This window comes from Micromonospora chalcea (assembly GCF_028768405.1).
GTDB classification, from domain to species: Bacteria; Actinomycetota; Actinomycetes; order Mycobacteriales; family Micromonosporaceae; genus Micromonospora; species Micromonospora chalcea.
In genome coordinates, this window is the sequence record NZ_CP118233.1 from 5624274 (window position 1) to 5644033 (window position 19760).

At 71.0% G+C, this 19760-nt stretch carries 21 protein-coding genes; 11 read left to right on the top strand and 10 right to left on the bottom strand.

Annotation, left to right across the window (positions count from 1 at the left end; all coding sequences use genetic code 11):
* Nucleotides 1-6 precede the first annotated feature (6 nt).
* Complete coding sequence (locus PVK74_RS25430; RefSeq protein ID WP_274477399.1) at nucleotides 7-1410, top strand: MFS transporter; 1404 nt, start codon at nucleotides 7-9, stop codon at nucleotides 1408-1410.
* A gap of 36 nt (nucleotides 1411-1446) precedes the next feature.
* Here PVK74_RS25430 and PVK74_RS25435 read toward each other — a convergent pair whose 3' ends face one another.
* From PVK74_RS25435 to PVK74_RS25445, 3 genes are read right to left on the bottom strand one after another with little or no spacing between them, the layout of a single operon-like run.
* The gene (locus tag PVK74_RS25435; RefSeq protein WP_274477400.1) at nucleotides 1447-2100 is read right to left on the bottom strand and encodes an O-methyltransferase; all 654 of its coding nucleotides are present in this window, start codon (nucleotides 2098-2100) and stop codon (nucleotides 1447-1449) included.
* 9 nt (nucleotides 2101-2109) lie between these two features.
* A complete protein-coding gene (locus tag PVK74_RS25440) occupies nucleotides 2110-2766 on the bottom strand; it encodes a Maf family protein (RefSeq protein ID WP_043326679.1) in 657 nt (218 codons plus the stop codon).
* A 10-nt stretch (nucleotides 2767-2776) separates the two neighbouring features.
* Nucleotides 2777-3895, bottom strand: coding sequence for a S8 family serine peptidase (locus tag PVK74_RS25445; RefSeq protein ID WP_274477401.1), 1119 nt, complete (start codon nucleotides 3893-3895; stop codon nucleotides 2777-2779).
* A gap of 806 nt (nucleotides 3896-4701) precedes the next feature.
* Between PVK74_RS25445 and PVK74_RS31170 the strand changes: the two genes are divergently transcribed.
* Nucleotides 4702-4956: a hypothetical protein gene (locus PVK74_RS31170; RefSeq protein ID WP_064447650.1), complete on the top strand. Its 255-nt coding sequence runs from the start codon at nucleotides 4702-4704 to the stop codon at nucleotides 4954-4956.
* A gap of 292 nt (nucleotides 4957-5248) precedes the next feature.
* Here PVK74_RS31170 and PVK74_RS25455 read toward each other — a convergent pair whose 3' ends face one another.
* Entirely contained in the window at nucleotides 5249-5701 is a 453-nt protein-coding gene (locus PVK74_RS25455) for a hypothetical protein (protein ID WP_113972043.1), read from the bottom strand.
* A 100-nt stretch (nucleotides 5702-5801) separates the two neighbouring features.
* The gene (locus PVK74_RS25460; protein ID WP_274477403.1) at nucleotides 5802-6014 is read right to left on the bottom strand and encodes an acyl-CoA carboxylase subunit epsilon; all 213 of its coding nucleotides are present in this window, start codon (nucleotides 6012-6014) and stop codon (nucleotides 5802-5804) included.
* Between the two features lie 91 nt (nucleotides 6015-6105).
* Here PVK74_RS25460 and PVK74_RS25465 point away from each other — a divergent pair, with 91 nt between their 5' ends.
* Nucleotides 6106-8091, top strand: a complete 1986-nt coding sequence (locus PVK74_RS25465; RefSeq protein ID WP_274477404.1) for a serine/threonine-protein kinase — start codon at nucleotides 6106-6108, stop codon at nucleotides 8089-8091.
* An 88-nt stretch (nucleotides 8092-8179) separates the two neighbouring features.
* The gene (locus PVK74_RS25470; RefSeq protein ID WP_043326669.1) at nucleotides 8180-8386 is read left to right on the top strand and encodes a hypothetical protein; all 207 of its coding nucleotides are present in this window, start codon (nucleotides 8180-8182) and stop codon (nucleotides 8384-8386) included.
* Between the two features lie 66 nt (nucleotides 8387-8452).
* On the opposite strand, the gene PVK74_RS25475 is transcribed toward PVK74_RS25470, so the two are convergent.
* Nucleotides 8453-9205 (bottom strand): GH25 family lysozyme, encoded by a 753-nt coding sequence (locus tag PVK74_RS25475; RefSeq protein ID WP_043326667.1) that lies wholly within the window; start codon nucleotides 9203-9205, stop codon nucleotides 8453-8455.
* A gap of 128 nt (nucleotides 9206-9333) precedes the next feature.
* Nucleotides 9334-9513, bottom strand: a complete 180-nt coding sequence (locus tag PVK74_RS25480) for a hypothetical protein (RefSeq protein WP_233514584.1) — start codon at nucleotides 9511-9513, stop codon at nucleotides 9334-9336.
* A 99-nt stretch (nucleotides 9514-9612) separates the two neighbouring features.
* Between PVK74_RS25480 and PVK74_RS25485 the strand changes: the two genes are divergently transcribed.
* From PVK74_RS25485 to PVK74_RS25500, 4 genes are all read left to right on the top strand, one after another.
* On the top strand, nucleotides 9613-10356 hold the full coding sequence (locus PVK74_RS25485) for a M50 family metallopeptidase (protein WP_166455849.1): 744 nt from the start codon (nucleotides 9613-9615) through the stop codon (nucleotides 10354-10356).
* 49 nt (nucleotides 10357-10405) lie between these two features.
* Nucleotides 10406-11389 (top strand): ketopantoate reductase family protein, encoded by a 984-nt coding sequence (locus PVK74_RS25490; RefSeq protein ID WP_166455850.1) that lies wholly within the window; start codon nucleotides 10406-10408, stop codon nucleotides 11387-11389.
* A 62-nt stretch (nucleotides 11390-11451) separates the two neighbouring features.
* Complete coding sequence (locus tag PVK74_RS25495; RefSeq protein WP_043326656.1) at nucleotides 11452-11952, top strand: SigE family RNA polymerase sigma factor; 501 nt, start codon at nucleotides 11452-11454, stop codon at nucleotides 11950-11952.
* Nucleotides 11945-12817: a hypothetical protein gene (locus PVK74_RS25500; protein ID WP_166455851.1), complete on the top strand. Its 873-nt coding sequence runs from the start codon at nucleotides 11945-11947 to the stop codon at nucleotides 12815-12817. The genes PVK74_RS25495 and PVK74_RS25500 overlap by 8 nt, the downstream gene beginning before the upstream one ends.
* 43 nt (nucleotides 12818-12860) lie before the next feature.
* On the opposite strand, the gene PVK74_RS25505 is transcribed toward PVK74_RS25500, so the two are convergent.
* Nucleotides 12861-14444: an acyl-CoA carboxylase subunit beta gene (locus PVK74_RS25505; RefSeq protein WP_069087137.1), complete on the bottom strand. Its 1584-nt coding sequence runs from the start codon at nucleotides 14442-14444 to the stop codon at nucleotides 12861-12863.
* A gap of 72 nt (nucleotides 14445-14516) precedes the next feature.
* Between PVK74_RS25505 and PVK74_RS25510 the strand changes: the two genes are divergently transcribed.
* Together PVK74_RS25510 and PVK74_RS25515 are read left to right on the top strand one after the other, a co-directional pair.
* A complete protein-coding gene (locus PVK74_RS25510; protein WP_274477405.1) occupies nucleotides 14517-15389 on the top strand; it encodes a biotin--[acetyl-CoA-carboxylase] ligase in 873 nt (290 codons plus the stop codon).
* Nucleotides 15390-15500: 111 nt separating this feature from the next.
* Nucleotides 15501-16070, top strand: a complete 570-nt coding sequence (locus PVK74_RS25515) for a PH domain-containing protein (protein ID WP_043326648.1) — start codon at nucleotides 15501-15503, stop codon at nucleotides 16068-16070.
* A 63-nt stretch (nucleotides 16071-16133) separates the two neighbouring features.
* Here PVK74_RS25515 and PVK74_RS25520 read toward each other — a convergent pair whose 3' ends face one another.
* Complete coding sequence (locus PVK74_RS25520) at nucleotides 16134-16826, bottom strand: GtrA family protein (RefSeq protein ID WP_274479320.1); 693 nt, start codon at nucleotides 16824-16826, stop codon at nucleotides 16134-16136.
* Between the two features lie 62 nt (nucleotides 16827-16888).
* Nucleotides 16889-17425, bottom strand: a complete 537-nt coding sequence (locus tag PVK74_RS25525) for a GtrA family protein (protein WP_043330644.1) — start codon at nucleotides 17423-17425, stop codon at nucleotides 16889-16891.
* Between the two features lie 491 nt (nucleotides 17426-17916).
* Here PVK74_RS25525 and PVK74_RS25530 point away from each other — a divergent pair, with 491 nt between their 5' ends.
* The gene (locus tag PVK74_RS25530) at nucleotides 17917-19758 is read left to right on the top strand and encodes a phosphoenolpyruvate carboxykinase (GTP) (RefSeq protein ID WP_274477406.1); all 1842 of its coding nucleotides are present in this window, start codon (nucleotides 17917-17919) and stop codon (nucleotides 19756-19758) included.
* Nucleotides 19759-19760 lie beyond the last annotated feature (2 nt).

The window sequence follows — 19760 nt, forward strand, 5'->3', positions numbered from 1 at the left end:
GGGCCGGTGCCCCGCCTCGCCCGTGACCGGATCACCTGGCTGACCTACGCCCAGCTCGGTCTCTGGGGCTTCTTCCTCTACGGATTCGGCCCGGTCGTACCGCTGCTCCGCGACGAACAGGGCACCAGCGCCGCCGTCGCCGGCCTGCACAGCACCGGCATCGCCGTCGGCGCGCTTGCCGGCGGAGCGCTGTTCGCCCCGATCGCCCGCCGCCTCGGCCGCGGCCCCGCCATCTGGCTCGGCCTCGCCGGCGTCGCCGCCGGCGTCACCGCGCTCGGCCTGCTCCGCCCGCTACCGGCCACGCTCGCCGCCGTCGCGGTCATCGCCACCTTCGGCATGATGATCGTCAGTGGCGTCAGCGTGGTGCTCACCGCCCGGCACGGACCCGCCGCCCCCGCCGCGCTCACCGAGGCCAACGCCGCGTGCGCCGGCATGGGCATCCTGGCGCCGCTGACCATCGGCGCCAGCGTCGACGCCGGCCTCGGCTGGCGACCGCTGATGGCCGTCGAGGTCGGGCTGATCACGCTTGTCGCGCTCGCGGCTCTGACCTTCCGGGTACGCGGGCCGAACCGCGCCCCCGCTGTCGCGGCTGCCGGCACACCGGTCGCCGTGGCCGCATCCACCCGGGGGCCCGCCGTCCCCACGTCCGGGGTGGCCGAGGCCGCCGCGCCCGCTCCGGCAGGCCCCGCCGTCGGCGCATCCGACGCCGCCGTGCCCGCTTCGGGCGCTCCCGTCACCGTGTCGTCCGGGGGTGCCGTGCCTGTGCCCGCTTCGGCCGTGCCCGCGCCGGGGATGCCGGCGTCGGAGGTGCCCGCCTCCGGGGTGCGTGGGGCAGCGGGGAGGCTGCCGCGTGCGTACTGGATCGCCTGGGTTCTGATGTCCGTCACCGGGTCGATCGAGGTCTGCCTGTCGCTCTGGACCGCCGACGTGCTGCGGACCCACGCCGGGCTGAGCGCGGGCGGGGCGTCGGCGGCGGTGGCCGCGATCGTCTGCGGCATGTTCGCCGGCCGGATCGCCGGTGGCCGGGCCGCGCTGCGCTGGCCGCCGGTGCCGCTGCTGCTCGGCGCGCTCACCGTCTCGCTGGCCGGGTTCGCGCTGTTCTGGGGCAGTACGGTCGGCTGGCTCGCCGTCACCGGCCTGGTCGTGCTCGGCCTGGGCAACGCGCTGCACTACCCGCTGGCGATCTCCATCGCGCTCGCAGTCGCCGGTCCGGCCGCCGACAAGGCGGCGGGCTGGTCGGCGTACTCGATGGGTGTGGGTTTCGGGATCGCGCCGGTCGCGCTCGGGTGGGTGGCCGACGGCGCCGGCCCGCACCCGGCGTTCCTGCTGCTGCCCGCGTTCATCGCAGTGGCGGTGCTGCTGACGGTGCGGCTGGGGCGTGCCTTGCCCGCGCCGGTCCGCGCGACTTGATCGACTCCGTTTCGGCGAGGTTGTGTTCGGGCCGGCTCAGAGCACTCGGGCGAGCGTGACGCCGTCGGCGATCGGCAGCATGACCGCCTCGACGCGCACGTCCGCGATCACCGCGTCGTTGAAGGCGGCGATCGCCCGGTCGTCGGCGTTTCGCGGGGCGAGCACCCGGCCGTCGCGCAGCGTGTTGTCGACGGCGACCACCGCGCCGGGGCGCATGCGCGGCACCAGCTCGTCCCAGTAGATCGGGTAGCCGACCTTGTCCGCGTCGATGAACGCGAAGTCCAGGTAACGCTCGCGGGGCAGCTCGCGCAGCGTCTGGGCGGCCGGGCCGATGCGTAGCTCGATCCGGTCCTGCACACCGGCGCGCTCCCAGTAGCGCCGGGCCACGCCCGTGTACTCCTCGGAGATGTCGAAGCAGGTCAGCCGCCCGCCATCGGCGAGCCCTCGGGCGATCGCCAGCGAGGAGAGGCCGGTGAACGTGCCCACCTCGACCGCCTGCCGTACGTCGAGCAGCCGGGTCAGGAACGTCAGGAACGCCGCCTGCTCCGGCGCGACCTGCATGACCGCCTCGGCGGGCAGGGCCGCCCGGGTCTCCTCGGCCAGCTCCCGGACGATCTCGTCCGGCGCGGACCCATGGGCCACCAGATAGGCGTGCAGTTCCGGGGTGAGCGGCAGAGGCTTCGTGGTCATGTCCGGACGTTAGCCGAGATGCTCGATCTCCTGGCCCCCGGGCGCGACCTTCGTCCACAGGTCGACGATGCTCAGCTCCACCTCGGCGAGCAGCCGGCGCAGCAACGGCAGGGACAACCCCACCACTGTGCCCGGGTCACCCTCGATCCCGGTCAGGAACGCGCCGCCCAGCCCGTCGATGGTGAACGCGCCGGCAACGGCCAGCGGCTCGCCCGTCGCCACGTACGCGGCGATCTCCTCGTCGCTGATGTCGGCGAAATGCACAGTGGTCGACGCGACGGCCTCGGCCCGCGACTCGTGCGTCACGTCGATCAGACTGTGCCCGGTGTGCAGGACACCGCTGCGCCCGCGCATCCGCTGCCACCGCCGGGTGGCGTCCGCCGCGTCATCAGGCTTGCCGAGGATCTCACCGTCGAAGGCCAGCACCGAGTCACAGCCGAGCACGAGAGTGCGCTCATCCGGCGACGGCCGCAGCCGATCGCGTACGGCCTGCGCCTTCAACCGGGCCAACTCCAGACACAGATCCTCGGCGCGCTCGCTGACCACCTGCGACTCGTCCACGCCGCTGACCAGCACGTCGGGCTCGATGCCAGCGGCCTGGAGCAACTTGCGGCGGGCGGGAGACTGCGAGGCGAGCACGAGGCGCACCGGTACGGAGGTCGACACCCCGCCGACGCTACCGGCTGACCCTCGGCGGCGGGTCGTCGGCACGTCGGCGCCGACGCCAGAACAGGTATCCGCCGCCCGCCGCCACCAGCACACCCAGGGTGGCGAGCCCGCGTACGGTCGCGCTGCTGTCGTCGCCCTTTTCCGGGGCTGCCTCCGCCGACGCCGGTGGCGTGACGTTCGAGGACTCGAAGCCGAGCGGGGGGACATCGGCGGTGAGCGCCGCTACCAGGTCGATGACGCCGTAGCCGTACTGGTCGTCGCGGCCTGGTGGTCCCTTGTCGACGGCGGTGGCGGTCAGCCGGTGGGCGACTTCCTGCGCGGGGAGGTTGGGGTACTTGGAGCGGATGAGTGCAGCAGCGCCGGCAACGATCGCGGTAGCACTGGATGTCCCCGTGCCCTTCGAATATTTGCCGCCGTAGCTGGTGCTGTAGATATCAACGGCTGGGGCAGCGACCTCGATCTTGGATCCTGTGACGGAAATTTGGGCGTGGTTCCCGGCCTGATCGGTCCCGCCTACGGCGATCACACCTTCCTCTGCAGCTGGATAGCCGATCGTCGCAGCTTCCGGGAGGTTGCCGACGCCTGCGATAACGACTATGTCTGCAGCGAGTGCGCTCTTTACTGATCGAATCAGCCTCTCGCTCGCGACGCCGGCGCTCGAGATGCTTATGACTCCGGCATGCTGCGTGACTGCATAATCTATTGCCTCGGCGAGCTTGTCCGCCTCGCCATAGTTGTCCGAGGTGGAGGAGATTATTGGGAGAACCTTGGCTTCCGGTGCTATGCCGAGTGCGCCGATTTCCCTGCCAGATCCGTGGGCGGCGATAAGTCCCGCCATGGCGGTTCCGTGACTGTTCGCGTCGCGCAAACCATCGCCGCTTCCCGTCAGAACATTCCTTCCTTCAAGCAGATTTTGGGAGAGGTCCGGATGAGGGTCAACTCCAGTGTCGGGGACGGCTACCAGTACCCCGGCTCCGCGAGAGATCTTATGAGCTTCATTCACCCTGAGGAAGTCCAGATGCCACTGATCTTTCCGGACTCGCAATGCATCCTCTGGCGCGGCTGGCTGCGCTGCTTGGGCTGAGATGAAGCTGACGACGGCCAAAATCGAGAGGGCGATGCGCATGTTGAATCAGTCAGCGATCTCGCCCGATGGCTGGTCCCGGATCGATCGGACCATCATCGGTCGGAGGTAGCACCACTGGACTAACCCCCTTGTCGGTCTCCCAGGGGTTGTCTTGATCCCATGGTCGAGAAACTCCACTCGTCTCGTCCCGACGACCGGGTCGGTTAGTCGTGGAGGGGTAGCCGCCGAGAGGTGATCCGCCCATCGGGCCCATCACGGGGTTTCTTCCAATCCCGGGACGCGATCCAGCATTGCCAGCGGGCGCGGTACCCGCGCCGCCACCTCCTATGACACCGCCGACGGGATTTACCCTGCGCGGGGTGGTATTCGGAGAAGACGGCTGGACGAGACCCGGGCCGAATGGTTGACCGATCAACCCGTTCGGCTGCGTGCGAGGGAGGAAGTTCTTCGGCGCCTCGCCTGAAACCGGGCTGCCAGTGAAGGGGTGAGGTCGAGCATCTCGCGGAGGCGGGCTAGCACCTAGAGCGCCAGGAACGGTTGGGGGAAGGGGAGTCGCACTCGGCAACGATGGGGGAGTCGATGAAACGTTTGGTGTGGTGATGCTTGGAGGAGGCGTCAAGGTGGAACCGGCGCCGCCAAGGATTGGTCCGACGCCCACGGTGGGGGGATTTTGTGGTCCTTGGCCGGAGGTGCCGCCGAGCGGCGCTGGCTTTGACCTTGGGCCTGGACTTGTGACAGTAACCGGAACGATTGGTGGAATAACTGGTGCTGCCCCGCTGGCCCCGTAGACATCTGGGTTATTCGTCTCGATGCCAGGCCGAGGAGCAGCCGGCGGGCGCTGGAGCATGACCTGGGCGTGCTGCAGCTCGCCGCTCAACCCCGTCATCAACCCGCGCGCCCGTACGTTCAACTGCTCCAAGTCGTCGTCAGTGACCGGGGGCCGTTCCGGCAACCGGCTACCCGCCACCGCCTTCGGGTCGGCGATCGTCGCCTCGTACGCCCGCTTCTGCCGCAGCTTCTTCTCGTACTCCTCGTGCAGGGGTTGCAGCTCGGCCCGCGCGCTGCCGATGGCGCGGGTGGCGGCGGCGAGCGCGTCGTAGTTCGCGGCGGCGGCGTCGTGGGTGCGCTGCACGCGGTCGATGAGCTGGTCGAGTTCGGCGATGTACGCCCGCGCGGCGGCGTTGGTCTCGGGCGGCCAGGCCTCGGCGAGGCCGCGCCGGTATTCCCGCAGCCGGCTGAGGTGGGTCAGCGCGAGGTCACAGACCTTGCGCCAACCGGCGACCTGCTTCCACTGGCCGGCGGTGTCCTGGTCCTGGAGGCACGCCCACATGCTGAGGACGTCCATCAGCCGCCAGTCGGTCAGCCCGGAGGTGCGTCCGCTGCCCCGTTCGATCACGGCAGGATCACCCGGCTCTGTTCGGGGGCGGTGGGGTCGGCCAGTGGCGGCAGCGGGCGGGCGACGGTGCTCGACGGCCCGGCGAGTGCCCGTTCGACGTCGGTGACCCGTGCGGAGGAGAACGCGTCGGCGTCGCCGTAGTGGTTGGCGATCCGGCCGGCGGCGTCGGCGAGCCGGCCGGTGGCGGGTGCCAGGTCCCACACGGCGCTGACCGCTGCCGTCTGGGTGTCGTGGTGGGCCTGGAGGAAATGGACCAGCTCGATGAAGGCGTCGGCCGGATTGGGTACCGGGGCCTTCATGTCGTCGGCGATGTACGACAAATGCGGCGAGTAGTTGCGCGTCACCTCGTCCTGGAGGCGGTCGGCGAACTCCCGCATCTGTCGGATGTCGGCCTCGATGCCGCCGTAGCCGCGCAGCCAGCCGGCTGGCTGGTTGTCCTCCGGGATCATCGGAGCCTCCTGCCCGTCACCACACGGTTTCCCTGAGTGAGGTTAGTGGCTCAACGTGGATCCCGGCAGCCCCGCCCGGCGCCGCGGGTGGAACCAGACGTCAGCGGGGCAGGCCGGAGGCCCGCCACGCGCCGGCGCCGGCGACCGGGCCGGCGAGGGCGGGACGTGTGCTGCGCGCCCACTGCGACACGGGGGCCGGCGTGGCGGCCTGGGCCGGGCGGGGACGCACCATGATCGCGCCGACCAGAGCGGCCAGCTCCTCGGCGGTGGGCACGCCGCGGACGATCCGGAACAGCGGCTCTTCGGCAGACATGCCCCAAGGGTAACCGTCACGAATTCGACCTTCGCCGTACAGTGGCGTGCCGACGGTGTAGGCGTCGCAGCGGCCGGGTACGGTTTCTGCGATGTCGAACGCGCTCCCCCAACTCGTCGCCGACCGGTACCGGCTTATCACGCCGCTCGGTCAGGGCGGCATGGGCCGCGTCTGGAAGGCGCGGGACGAGGTGCTGCACCGGGACGTGGCCATCAAGGAACTGGTCCCGCCGCCCGGCCTCACCCCCGAGGAGCGCCGCGAGATGCGCGAGCGCTCGCTGCGGGAGGCGCGGGCGATCGCCCGGCTCAACAACGTCAACGTGGTCCGCATCTTCGACGTGCTGCGCACCGACGGCGATCCGTGGATCGTCATGGAGTACGTGGCGTCGAAGTCGTTGCAGGACACCATCGCCGAGGACGGTCCGGTCTCGTCGGCCAAGGCGGTCGAGATCGGCCTCGGCGTGCTGAACGCGCTGAAGGCCGCGCACAAGGCGGGCATCATGCACCGCGACGTCAAGCCGGGCAACGTGCTGCTCGGCGAGGACGGCCGCGTGGTGCTCACCGACTTCGGCCTGGCTACGATCCCCGGCGACCCGAACGTGACGCGCACCGGCATGGTGCTCGGTTCGCCCGCGTACATCTCGCCGGAGCGGGCGCGGGACGGCACGGCCGGGCCGGAGGCCGACCTCTGGTCGCTCGGCGCCACGCTCTACGCGGCGGTCGAGGGCAAGTCGCCGTACGCGCGTCCGTCGGCGATCGCCACGCTGGCGGCGCTCGCCACCGAGCCGTTGCCGCCGCCGCGCAACGCCGGGCCGCTCAAGCCGGTGCTCCAGGGGCTGCTGCGCAAGGACCCGGATGAGCGGATCACCGCCGAGGTGGCGGAGCGCATGCTGCGCAAGGCCGCCGGTCGCCGGGCCAAGGGCATTTCACTGCTGGACGGCGTACGCCGGCCGGGGCCGAACGGTCCGCGCGTGCCGCGCCCGCCGCTGGTACCGGCGCCGCGCCCGGCCGACCAGGCCGAGCGCGCGGCGACCTCGGTCTCCGGGGCCGCCACCGGGGGTACGGCCGCAGCCGTCGACCCGACGGCGAAGGTGGCGGCGCCCACCTCGGACGCCGGCCCGACGGCGAAGGTGGCTCCGCCGGCCGCCGATCCGACCACCAAGCTCGACCCGGCGCCCTCCACCGACGAGACCCGGGTGGACGACGAGGCCCCTGTCGACGGCGTCGACCCGGCGCTGGACGAGACGCGGCTCGACGGCGAGCCGGTCACCCACGCCCCGGCGCCGGTCAGCCCGGCCGTGACCGGCTCCGCACCGGTCAGCCCGGCTCCGGTGCAGGAGGCGCAGTCGACCGGCCGGGCCACGGTGCTGCCGGTCGAGAAGTCCGCGCCCAACCGGCGCAACCTGCTGATCGGCGCGCTGGTCCTGCTGCTGCTCGTCGGTCTGGTGGTGGCCGTGCCGCTGCTGAACAACGGTGACGACGGCGACGGCGGTGAGCCGACGGCCGGCACCTCGGCGTCGGCGGCGCCGCCGCCCGCGGCGAGCGAGAGCGCGTCCCCGAGCGCCCCGGCGACCAGCGCGTCGGCCAGCCCCACGCCGTCGGCCAGCCCGTCGGCGTCCGGGGCCGCGTTGCCGGCCGGCTGGCGTCTCTACACCGGCCCGAACGGCTTCAAGGTGCCGATCCCGAACGGTTTCGAGGCGCGGGTCCGCAGCGACAACGTCGTGCTCTATGAGGTCGGCGGCGCTCGGCGGGTGCTGTTCATCCAGTGGACGCCGAACCCGAAGAAGGACGCGTACGCGGACTGGAAGAGCCAGGAGTCGAGCCGGCGCAACTTCGTGCGCAACTACAAACTGGTCGGCATCACCAAGTGCGACCCCTACTTCCGCACCTGCGCCGACTGGGACTGGCTGGAGACGCGCAACGGCGACACCCGCTTCCACGTCCGCAACCGTGGTGTGGCGACCGCCAGCAACCGGGGCTTCGCGCTGCGCTGGGAGGTGCCCGCGAAGGACTGGGACGCCAACCTGGCCAACTGGGAGATCATCACCAAGGGCTTCGTGCCGGACCGTCAGAACTGACCGGGAATCCCGCCGGTCACGAAACTCGCTCGCATGGCTTTCCGTCCTCGGGGGTATGAATCCCTCCGACGACGGAAGGAGGCGCGACATGGGTTACCGACGCAGGGACACCGGCCCGCGGCTGGCACTGTGGATGCTCGTTGCGCTCGGCGACGTCGTGCTGCTCCTGATCGCCGCCGGCCTGTCCGCGCCGGTCGCGGTCCTCGGTGTGCTGACCCTCACGATCGCGGGTGTGGCGGCGTGGCGCTGGATGCGCCGGACGCCCGTGCCGGCCTCCGCGCGCCGCAGAGCCTGAGCCACGTACGACGCGACAGTGGGACCGCCTCGCACGGAGGCGGTCCCACTGTCGTAAGCCGGTGGATCAGGTGTTGTTGGCCAGGGCGATCAGCCGGCTGCGGTCGCCGTTCCAGTAGTTGCGGTCCACGTTGCCGCTGATCCCGGAGACGGAGCCGGTGCTCGTGTACTGCCAGAAGCTGTAGAACGGAGCGCCGGCCGGCAGGGTGCCGGGCGAGCTGGCCCAGCGGGCGATCCACAGCGGGTGGTTGGCCCACGGGCCGCTCCAGCTGCCGGTGCACTGGTTCCACCAGCTCGTCGTGGTGTAGATGACCGCGTACCGGCCGGTGCGGGAGCGGTAGGTGTTGAGGAAGTCCTGGACCCAGTTGCGCATGCCGGTGGTGCTCAGGCCGTAGCAGTAGCCGCCGCTGTACGGGTTGCCCTCCAGGTCCAGCGCGGCGGGCAGCGTGCGGCTGTCGGCCGACCAGGCGCCGCCGTTGCTGGCCAGGTAGTTGGCCTGGGTGGAACCGGCGGAGATGTTCGGCCGGGCGAAGTGGTATGCCCCGCGGATCACCCCGGCGTTGTACGCGTTGACGTAGTTCGCGTTGAAGTTCGGGTCCTTGTAGCTCGTGCCCTCGGTGGCCTTGATGAAGGCGAACTGGATGCCCGCGTTGCGCACGCTGGTCCAGTTGATGCTGCCCTGGTAACGGGAGACGTCGATCCCGGGCGTGGTCGCGGCGGCGGCCGGTCCGGCGGTCGCCACGAGGGCCACGGCCGCGGTGGCGGCGGCGGCCAGGCCGGCAGCGAGGAGCCGGCGTACGGAGAGTCTGGTACGGGCCATGGTTGCCTCCAGAGGAACGTCCGTTTATTGACGCCCATCTTTGGAGCTTAGTGCCCTAGATCGCAATAGGGAGCAAGGAAATTTTCATCGACGCCCATCGTTCGCCCAGGTGGCGCGTCGTTTGCGGATCAGCGGAGCGCGCTCGGGTCCATCGCCCAGCGGAACGGCTCGGTGACACTGAGCGTCTCACCCGCCTTGGCCACCGCGTCCTCGACGTAGTGCGCGCCGTCGAGCCGGTGCAGCCGCAGCGAGTGGCTGTCGCCGTCCTGCTCGTGCGAGCTGTAGGGCTCCAAGGGAGCTGCGCTCACCGACCTCACCTCCGCTCCGGCGCCTCGTCCGATCAGTCTCACACTCTATGAGACTCGGCCGGTCGAACGACACGGCTCGGGCCGGTAGGCTCCCCGCCCATGCCCCTGATCGACGGCCTCACCACGCTCTGGGACACGCTGACGAGCGCCCAGCCGGACCCGCCGCCGCTGCTGGTGGTGCTCACCGCCGTGGTCGCGCTCGCCGTGGTCGCCACCCGGCTGCCGTGGCGGATCGCCCGGAACGCGGTCACCATCGCGCACGAGGGCGGCCACGCGCTCGTCGCGCTGCTCACCGGCCGCCGGCTGCACGGCATCCGGCTGCACTCGGACACCTCCGGGCTGACGCTCTCCGCCGGCCGCCCCACCGGGCCCGGGATGATCCTCACGCTGCTCGCCGGGTACGTCGCGCCGTCGCTGCTCGGCCTCGGCGGCGCGTGGCTGCTGGCCGGGAACCGGATCACGCTGCTGCTGTGGCTGGCGGTGGCGCTGCTGCTCGCCATGCTGGTGATGATCCGCAACCTGTTCGGCGTGCTCTCGCTGCTTGTCACCGGCGGGGTGGTGCTCGCCGTCTCCTGGTACACCTCGCCCGAGGTGCAGGCCGCGTTCGCCTGGACGTCGGTCTGGTTCCTGCTGCTCGGCGGCGTACGACCGGTGTTCGAGCTGCACCGGCAACGCGCCCGGGGCCGGATGCCGCAGTCCGACGCCGACCAGCTCGCCCGGCTCACGCCGTTCCCGGCGCTGTTATGGGTGGGCGTGTTCCTGCTGGTGAGCGTGGGCGCGCTGGTGGTCGGCGCGCTGCTGCTGGCCGGTCCGATCCTGGCCGACGCGGGGCTCACCGCCTGACAAGCGGCGTATCCGGCGGGCGAGGCCACATAGGGGCAGAATCGGACCCGTGCGATATGTGATCATCGGAGCGGGCGCGGTCGGCGGCACCATCGGCGTACTCCTGGCCGACGCCGGCCACGACGTGACGCTCGTGGCCCGCGGCGCGCATCTGGACGCGCTGCGGGAGCGGGGTCTGACGCTGCGCACGCCGGAGCGTGAGGTCATCGGCCGGCTGCCGGCGGTGGCCGGGCCGGACGGCCCGCCCCTGCCGGCCGACACCGTGCTGGTGCTCACCGTGAAGTCGCAGGACACCGTGGCGGCGCTGACGGCGTGGGCGGACGCGCCGGTCGAGGGCGGCGGAACGGCGGGCGAACGGCTGCCGGTCGTGCTGGCCCAGAACGGCGTGGCGAACGAGCCGGCCGCGCTGCGGCGCTTCGCCCGCGTACACCCGGTGTGCGTGTGGCTGCCCGCCACCCACCTGGAACCGGGCCTGGTGGTCGCCAACGGGCATCCGCACCCGGGCATGCTGCACATCGGCCGCTACCCGAGCGGCGCCGACGACACCAGCCGGGCGGTCGCCGCCGACCTGACCTCCGCCGGGTTCGTCGCGCCGGTGCGCGACGACGTGATGCGCTGGAAGTACGGCAAGCTGCTCGCCAACCTCGGCAACGGCCTCCAGGCGCTGCTCGGCCGGGACGTGCCCGAGGCCCTGTCGAAGCGGGTACGCGCCGAGGGCGAGGCGGCGCTCGCCGCCGCCGGCATCGCGCACACCACCGTCGAGGAGGAGGCCGCCGAGCGCGGTGACCTGGTGTCGCACCGGCCCGTCGGCGGCGAGGAGCGCTCCGGCGGTTCCACCTGGCAGAGCCTGGCCCGGGGCGCGGGCTCGGTCGAGACCGACCACCTCAACGGCGAGATCGTGCTGCTCGGGCGCCTGCACGGCGTACCCACCCCGGCCAACGCGGTGGTGCAGACCGCCGTCCGCCGGGCCGTCCGCGACCGGATCCCGGCCGGCGGCTTCCCGCTCGGCGAACTCGAGAAAATGATCGGCTGAGCGGGCAACCGCACCAGGCACGCCAGGCGTGTCCCCTGCGACCGTCACTCGGGAGGTAGCAGGTGCCGGACGTCGACGGATTCGACGAGTTCTACCGGGGCAGCCGACAGCGGCTGCTCGGCTTCGTCTACGTGCTCACCGGCGACCTCGCCGAGGCGCAGGACGCCGTGCAGGAGGCGTACATCCGGGCCTGGCAGCGGTGGTCCACAGTGCGCGGATACGACGACCCGGAGGCATGGGTGCGGGTGGTGGCGAGCCGGATCGCGGTGAGCCGCTGGCGCAGCCTGCGCAGCCGGGCGCGCGCCTATCTGCGCCATGGCGCCGAGGAGAGCATGCCGGCGCCGAGTACCGACACGGTCGAGGTGGTGGCCGCGTTGCGGCGGCTGCCCGAGGAACAACGCGTCGCTCTCGCGCTGTACTACCTGCTCGGCATGCCGGTCGCCGAGGTGGCCCGGGAGACCGAGGCCCCGGTCGGCACCGTCAAGGCCCGGCTGTCCCGGGGCCGAGCCGCCCTGGCCGAACTGCTCGCGGTAGTGGATCTGGAGGAGCCCGCCGATGCGTGACGACGACCTGGCGTTCATCGACGTGATGCAGCGGGACCTGCGCAACGTCCGCTGGGCGGAACCGGCCGAGCTGCGGGCACGTGCCCGGCGCCGCAGCCGCCGCACGGTGGCCGCCGCGGCGGTGGCGGTGCTCGCACTCTCCTCCGGGGCCGCGTTCGTGGCCTCCGGGCGTGCCGCCTCACCAGCGCGGGCCCCGGTCGCCGCCAATCCGTCGGCGACGCCGTGGAGCGCCACGGAGGTGCCCGCCGAGGCGCTGCTGCAACCGTCCGACGTGCGGCCGGCCGGCACCACGCCGTGGAACGACTCCGGCCTCGACGAGGAGATCCAGCTGGACAAGATGCTGGAGGTCTGCCGGCAGGAGCAGGGCCTGCGGACGGAGTGGGTGAAGTCCCGCTACTCGCGGTCGGTGACCCTCCTGCGGAAGCGGCCGGGCGCCGGTGACCAGTCGGCCCCGCAGGCGGTGGTCCTGCAGGATGTGCACCGGCTGGCGCCGCGGGACGGCGAGCGGCTCTTCGACGAGCTGCCCGCGCTGCTCGCGCCCTGCCGCACGTGGCGGTTCACCGGCCCGGTGGAGTTGAAGGGCAAGCGGGTCCAGGCGGAGGTCGTCCACTCCTGGCAGACGGTCGACAGCGGCTTCGCCGGCGACGAGTCGGTGCTCGTGCGGCACGCCGTCGGGCAGGGCCGGCGGCTGGACACCGGGGCGCGGCTCGGTGACGGGACCCCGCCGAAGGAGCAGGTGGTGGTGCGGGTCGGTGACCTCGTCACGGTGCTGAGCACCGGACCGGGCGGCGACGAGGTGACACTGCGGGACCTGGCCCGGGTCGCGGCCGAGCGGCTGTGCCGCGCCACGAACCCGGGCTGCTGACGCCGGTGCCCCCGCCACCGAGGCGGCGGGGGCACCCGACGTACTACAGCGGGATGTTGCCGTGCTTCTTCGGCGGCAGCGTCTCGCGCTTGGTCCGCAGCACCCGCAGCGCCCGCACGATCTGGGTACGCGTCTCGTGCGGCGGGATCACGCCGTCCACGTAGCCGCGCTCGGCGGCGATGTACGGGTTGGCGAGCGTGTCCTCGTACTCGGCGATCTTCTCGGCCCGGACCGCGGCCGGGTCCTCGGCGTTCGCCAGCTCCGAGCGGTAGAGGATGTTCACCGCGCCCTGCGCGCCCATCACCGCGATCTGTGCGGTCGGCCAGGCGAAGTTCAGGTCGGCGCCGAGGTGCTTGGAGCCCATCACGTCGTACGCGCCGCCGTACGCCTTGCGGGTGATGACTGTGACCTTCGGGACGGTGGCCTCGGCGTACGCGTAGATGAGCTTCGCGCCGCGCCGGATGATGCCGTCCCACTCCTGGCCGGTGCCGGGCAGGAAGCCGGGCACGTCCACGAAGGTGAGCACCGGGATGTTGAACGCGTCGCAGGTGCGTACGAACCGGGCCGCCTTCTCCGACGCGGCGATGTCGAGCGTGCCGGCGAACTGCATCGGCTGGTTCGCCACCACGCCCACCGGGCGCCCCTCGACGCGACCGAAACCGACCACCATGTTCTGCGCGTACAGCGGCTGCACCTCGAGGAATTCGCCGTCGTCGAGCACGTGCTCGATGACCCGGTGCATGTCGTACGGCTGGTTGGCCGAGTCCGGGATCAGCGTGTCCAGCTCCCGGTCCTCATCCGTGACGTCGAGGATCGCGGGCGCGTCGAACACCGGCGGCTCGTCCAGGTTGTTCGACGGCAGGTACGACAGCAGCGCCTTGACGTACTCGATCGCGTCCTCCTCGTCGGTGCCGAGGTAGTGCGCGTTGCCGCTGCGGGTGTTGTGGGTACGGGCGCCGCCCAGCTCCTCCATGCCGACGTCCTCGCCGGTGACCGTCTTGATCACGTCGGGGCCGGTGATGAACATGTGCGAGGTCTGATCGACCATGACGGTGAAGTCGGTGACCGCCGGGGAGTAGACGGCGCCGCCCGCGCACGGGCCCATGATCAGCGAGATCTGCGGGATGACGCCGCTGGCCCGCACGTTGCGGAAGAAGATCTCGCCGTAGAGCCCGAGGGACGTGACGCCCTCCTGGATCCGCGCGCCGCCGGAGTCGTTGATGCCGACGACCGGGCACCCGATCTTCATCGCGAGGTCCATCAGCTTGACGATCTTCTCGCCGAAGACCTCGCCGAGGGAGCCGCCGAAGACGGTGAAGTCCTGCGAGAAGACGCAGACCTGCCGGCCGTCCACGGTGCCGTAGCCGGTCACCACGCCGTCCCCGTACGGGCGGGTCTTCTCCAGCCCGAAGTTGGTCGAGCGGTGCCGGGCGAACTCGTCCAGCTCGACGAACGATCCCTCGTCGAGGAGCATCTCGATCCGCTCGCGGGCGGTCTTCTTGCCCCGCGCGTGCTGCTTCTCGACCGCGCGTGCCGACCCGGCGTGCACCGCCTCGTCGAGCCGTCGCTCCAGGTCCGCCAGCTTGCCGGCGGTCGTGTGGATGTTGAACCCGGTCTCGGTAGTCACCCGTGGAATATAACGATGGTTCAGGTGTCTGAGGCTGTGCAGTACGCCTCATCCGGGCCGTAGGCTGGCGTGATGCCCGGCTCGCCGTACACGGATCTGGACCGACCGCCGCTCTCCGCGGCCCGGCTGCGGCGCGCGCTGGTCGCGCCGAACGGGCCCTGGCGACGCTTGGAGTTGCTGGCCGAGACCGGCTCGACGAACGCCGACACGGTGGCCGCGGCGCGGGGCGGCGAGCCGGAGGGCCTGGTGGTGGTCGCCGAGCGGCAGACCTCCGGCCGGGGCCGTCGGGGCCGTGTCTGGCAGTCGCCGCCGCGCGCCGGTCTCGCCACGAGCGTGCTGCTGCGGCCCGGCGAGGCGGTCCCCGAGCGCGGCTGGGCGCCGGTGCCGGTCACCGGGTACGGGTGGCTGCCGCTGCTCGCCGGTGTCGCGCTGGTCGAGGCGGTACGCCTGCTGGCCGAGCTGGACGCGCGGCTGAAGTGGCCCAACGACCTGCTGGTGGACGGCGCGAAGTGCGCCGGCGTGCTGGCCGAGGCGGTGCCGGGGGAGAACGACAGGCCGCCCGCGATCGTGGTCGGTGTGGGGCTGAACGTGACGCTGCGCGCCGACGAGCTGCCGGAGAACCCGACCGGGCTGCCCGCCACCTCGCTCCAGCTCGCCGGCGCCACCGCCACCGACCGGGACCCGCTGCTGCGGGCGCTGCTGCGCTCGCTCGCCGACTGGTACGAGCGCTGGCGTGACGCCGGAGGCGATGCGGAGGCCAGTGGGCTGCGCGAGGCGTACCTGGCCGGGTGCGCCACCATCGGTCGCCAGGTGCGGGTGTTGCTGCCCGACGACAGCGAGGCGCACGGCACCGCGACCGGGGTGGACGCCGACGGGCAGCTCCTGGTGGAGACGAATGCCGAGACGCTGCGGCTGGCCGCGGGAGACGTGCTGCACCTGCGGTGAAAGGAAGGGCCCCCTCTTAACAACCACGGGCAGCCGCCCGCGCGGCCGATGCCGACGGGATGCGCCGACCGGTTACGGTCAGCGCGTCCTGTTCTGCGAGGAGGTTCCCCCGTGGCGTTCCCCGAAGACGTGCTCACCGAGGACGAGCACGTCGTGTTGCACCTGCACCCGCACTGGAAGGCCCTGATCCGGCCGGTCCTGGTGCTCGTGCTCGCCGTCGCGGCAGTCGTCGCCGGCTGGATTCTGCTGCCCGACGGCAGCGGCGGCACCATCGCGCTCTACGCCCTCGCGGTGGTCGCCCTGGCGCTGGTGCTGTGGCTGGCTCTGTGGCCGTTCCTGGTCTGGCGCACCACGCACTACCTGTTCACAAACGAGCGCGTGCTGCTCCAGCAGGGGGTGCTGTCGCGCAACCGGCGGGACCTGCCGTTGACCCGGATCAACGACCACGCCATGAACCAGCGCTTCGTGGAGCGGCTGCTCGGCTGCGGCACGCTGACCATCGAGTCGGCGGGTGAGCGCGGCCAGTCGGTGCTGCACGACGTGCCGGGCGTGGACCGGGTGCAGACGAAGCTGTACGAGCTGGTCGAGGCGCACCACGACAAGCACAGCCTGGGCGACGACGAGATGCGCGAGATCCTCGCCGACATGGCCGAGGGCAAGTCCCTGCGCGACCAGCCCTGACCGCGCCGCCGACCGAAGAGGGCCGACACCCCCGGAAGCGGAGGTGCCGGCCCTCTTCGTCGGTCAGCGGCGCGCGCGGCGGGGCTGGAGTTCGGCGGCGAATTCGGCGTCCAGGTCGGCGCCGAGCGCGCCCCCGAGCCCGGCGTCAGCAGGTGCCGGACGGCCCCGGGGCGGCGCGTAGTCAGGTCGCCCGGCGCCCGGGGGAGGTCCCTCCTCCTCCAGCTCGCTCACCGACTCGGCCAGCTCGGCCACCGGGTCCATCTCGGCGACGTTGTCCCACTCGTCACGCGGCACCGAGTGCCAGGTCTCCTCGGCGTGCTTGGGCACCGGCTGGAAGACGAACGTGCGGTAGGACCAGAAGCGGAACAGCGTCGCCAGCAGGACACCGATGGTCTTGGCGACGTTCAGCGCCAGCAGTCCGTGTACGCCGAGGCCGTACTTGGCCAGGGCCAGGACGCCGAGTTCGATGACCAGGCCGGCGCCGTTGAAAAGGAAGAACAGGACGTATTCCCGCCGGAGTGCCGATTTCGGCCGATCCCGGTACGTCCAGTGACGATTCATCAGATACGACGTGATCGTGGCGACAATCGTCGCGATCACAGTCGCTTTCAGCTGACCGTCGCGGAAAACCGTGAGTGCCAGGGCATTGAACACCGCGTAATTGATGACGGTGTTGATGCCGCCGACGATGCCGAATTTGAGCGCCTCGTGGATGAACTTCTGCCAGCGCTCGGGCAGCAGACGGACTCCAGGCATGCGGAACACCTTAGGCAGTGGGCTGGGCCGGCTCGGCCCGGCGGGTCGGGATGGGCGGTTCGTCACGCCCCGGACTCTCGGTCGTGGCTCGTTGCCGGAACGGGTGGTGTTCCCGCGTCGACGAAGACGAACCGTCGGTACGACCAGAACCGGAAGAGCGTCCCGAGGCCGGTGCCGACGATGAAGCTGGCGATGTTGTCGGCCAGCGGGGTCTGGAACACCGCCGGCCAGACCGCGCCCAGCCCGTAGTGGCTGACCGCGAGACTTGCCACCGCGATACCGAGACCGACCGCGTTGAAGAAGAAGAACAGCGCGTACTCCCGGGCCGGGTTGGAGCGCTGCCGGTGCCGCCAGGTCCAGAACCGGTTGCCGAGGAAGGCGACGGTCGCCGCGATCACCGTGGAGATGGTCTTCGCGGCGAGCGGCGGCATGTCACGGCCACTGGACAGGAAGTTGAAGAGGACGAAGTCGACCACGAAGGCGAAGCCGCCGACGGTGGCGAACTTGCTCAACTCGTGGATCAGGTGACCGAAACGGTCGAGTAGTGCTCCGATCGGACCCCGACGGGTCTGCGGAGCCCCCGGTTGGTCCCCGGTCATCGTCGCGGCCACCCGCCGAGAGTACCGGTTGTGGGGTACACGGGCGGACCGCAACGGCGAGTCGGCCACGACGGCTTCGTCGTGGCCCTCGCGGCCGGGCCGCCCGGGTCGGGGATCTGTCGCCCGTTCTCGATGTCCGTGAGCAGAGGGTAACCCGCTGTGTGAATCTGTGGAGCCCATCACGGAATCGTCTTTCACGACATGTTCGTACGCTTCCCCGCGATCGGGCGTCGCGGTCACTCCGGGGACGGAGCGGGCCGTCGAAGGTTCACCGCAGGATTTGCGTGAAACTGCGCGCGAAAGCGGGTATCAGATCGTGAAGCCGCAGCGTGGCCGTACCTTGTGCAGTTCTTCACAACCAGTCCCACTGACTGGCGAGGCAGTCCGGTTTACGCTGAGCCCAATCCCAGGTTTCCACGAGGCGGCGTACTTGCCCGCCAGAACTCGTGCACCCCATAGATCGGTCAGCGTCGACCACAAGGAGAAGTGACATGGTTGCTCCGGCTGCTGTTCGGGGTATCGATCAGGCCCCGACGTCCCACCCCAAGCTGCTGGCCTGGGTACGTGAGGTCGCGGAACTGACCACCCCCGACCGCGTGGTCTGGGTGGACGGGTCTGATGAGGAGTGGCGCCGCCTCACCGACGAGCTCGTCTCAAACGGCACCCTCATCCGGCTGAATCCCGAGAAGAAGCCCAACTCGTTCTACGCGCGTACCGACCCCACGGACGTCGCCCGGGTGGAGGAGCGCACCTTCATCTGCTCCGTCGACGAGGCGGACGCCGGCCCCACCAACAACTGGATGGCGCCGGCCGAGATGAAGCGGACGATGACGGAGCTGTACCGCGGCAGCATGCGCGGGCGCACCATGTACGTCATCCCGTTCTGCATGGGTCCGATCGAGGCCGAGAACCCCATGTTCGGCGTGGAGATCACCGACAGTCCGTACGTGGTCGCCTCCATGCGGATCATGACCCGGATGGGGTCGGCGATCCTGGAGGCGATGGGCGACGACGCCGACTTCGTGCACGCGCTGCACTCGATCGGCGCGCCGCTCGCCCCGGGTCAGCAGGACGTGGCCTGGCCGTGCAACGAGACGAAGTACATCTCGCACTTCCCGGAGACCCGGGAGATCTGGTCCTTCGGCTCCGGCTACGGCGGCAACTCGCTGCTGGGCAAGAAGTGCTACTCGCTGCGTATCGCCAGCGTGATGGGGCGCGACGAGGGCTGGCTGGCCGAGCACATGCTGATCCTCAAGATCACCTCGCCGGAGGGCAAGGTCTACCACATCGCCGGCGCCTTCCCGTCCGCCTGTGGCAAGACCAACCTCGCCATGCTGGAGCCGACCATCCCGGGCTGGAAGGTCGAGACCATCGGCGACGACATCGCCTGGATGCGGTTCGGCCAGGACGGCCGCCTCTACGCGATCAACCCGGAGTACGGCCTGTTCGGTGTCGCCCCCGGCACCGACTGGAAGACCAACGCCAACGCCATGCGGACGCTGGACCGCGGCAACTCCATCTTCACCAACGTGGCGCTGACCGACGACGGCGACATCTGGTGGGAGGGCATGGGTGAGCCGCCGGCGCACCTGATCGACTGGAAGGGCAACGACTGGACGCCGGAGAGCGAGAACCTCTCCTCGCACGCGAACAGCCGCTTCTGCACCCCGATCACCCAGTGCCCGATCCTGGCCGACGACTACTACGACCCGAACGGCGTGCCGATCGACGCGATCCTGTTCGGCGGCCGTCGGCGGGACACCATCCCGCTGGTCACCGAGGCCCGCGACTGGGTGCACGGCGTCTACATGGGCGCCACGCTCTCCTCGGAGACCACCGCCGCCGCCTCCGGCGCGGTCGGCGTGGTGCGTCGTGACCCGATGGCCATGCTGCCGTTCATCGGTTACAACGCCGGCGACTACTTCCGGCACTGGATCGAGATGGGCAAGGGCGCGGACGGCGACGAGGCCAAGCTGCCCAAGATCTACTACGTCAACTGGTTCCGCAAGGACGCCGAGGGCAACTTCCTCTGGCCGGGCTTCGGCGAGAACTCCCGCGTGCTCAAGTGGGTCATCGAGCGGTTGGAGGGCCGGGCCGAGGCGGTGGAGACGCCGATCGGCATGGTCCCGGCGCCGGACGCGCTCGACGTCGAGGGTCTGGACATGACCCCGGAGGACGTCCGGATCGCGCTGAAGGTCGACGCGGACGAGTGGCGCAACGAGCTGCCGCTGGTCACCGAGTGGTTCGAGAAGTTCGGGGACAAGCTCCCCGGCGTGCTCTGGGCCGAGCTGGACGCGCTGCGCGCCCGCCTCGACGCGGAGCCGCAGAAGTAACA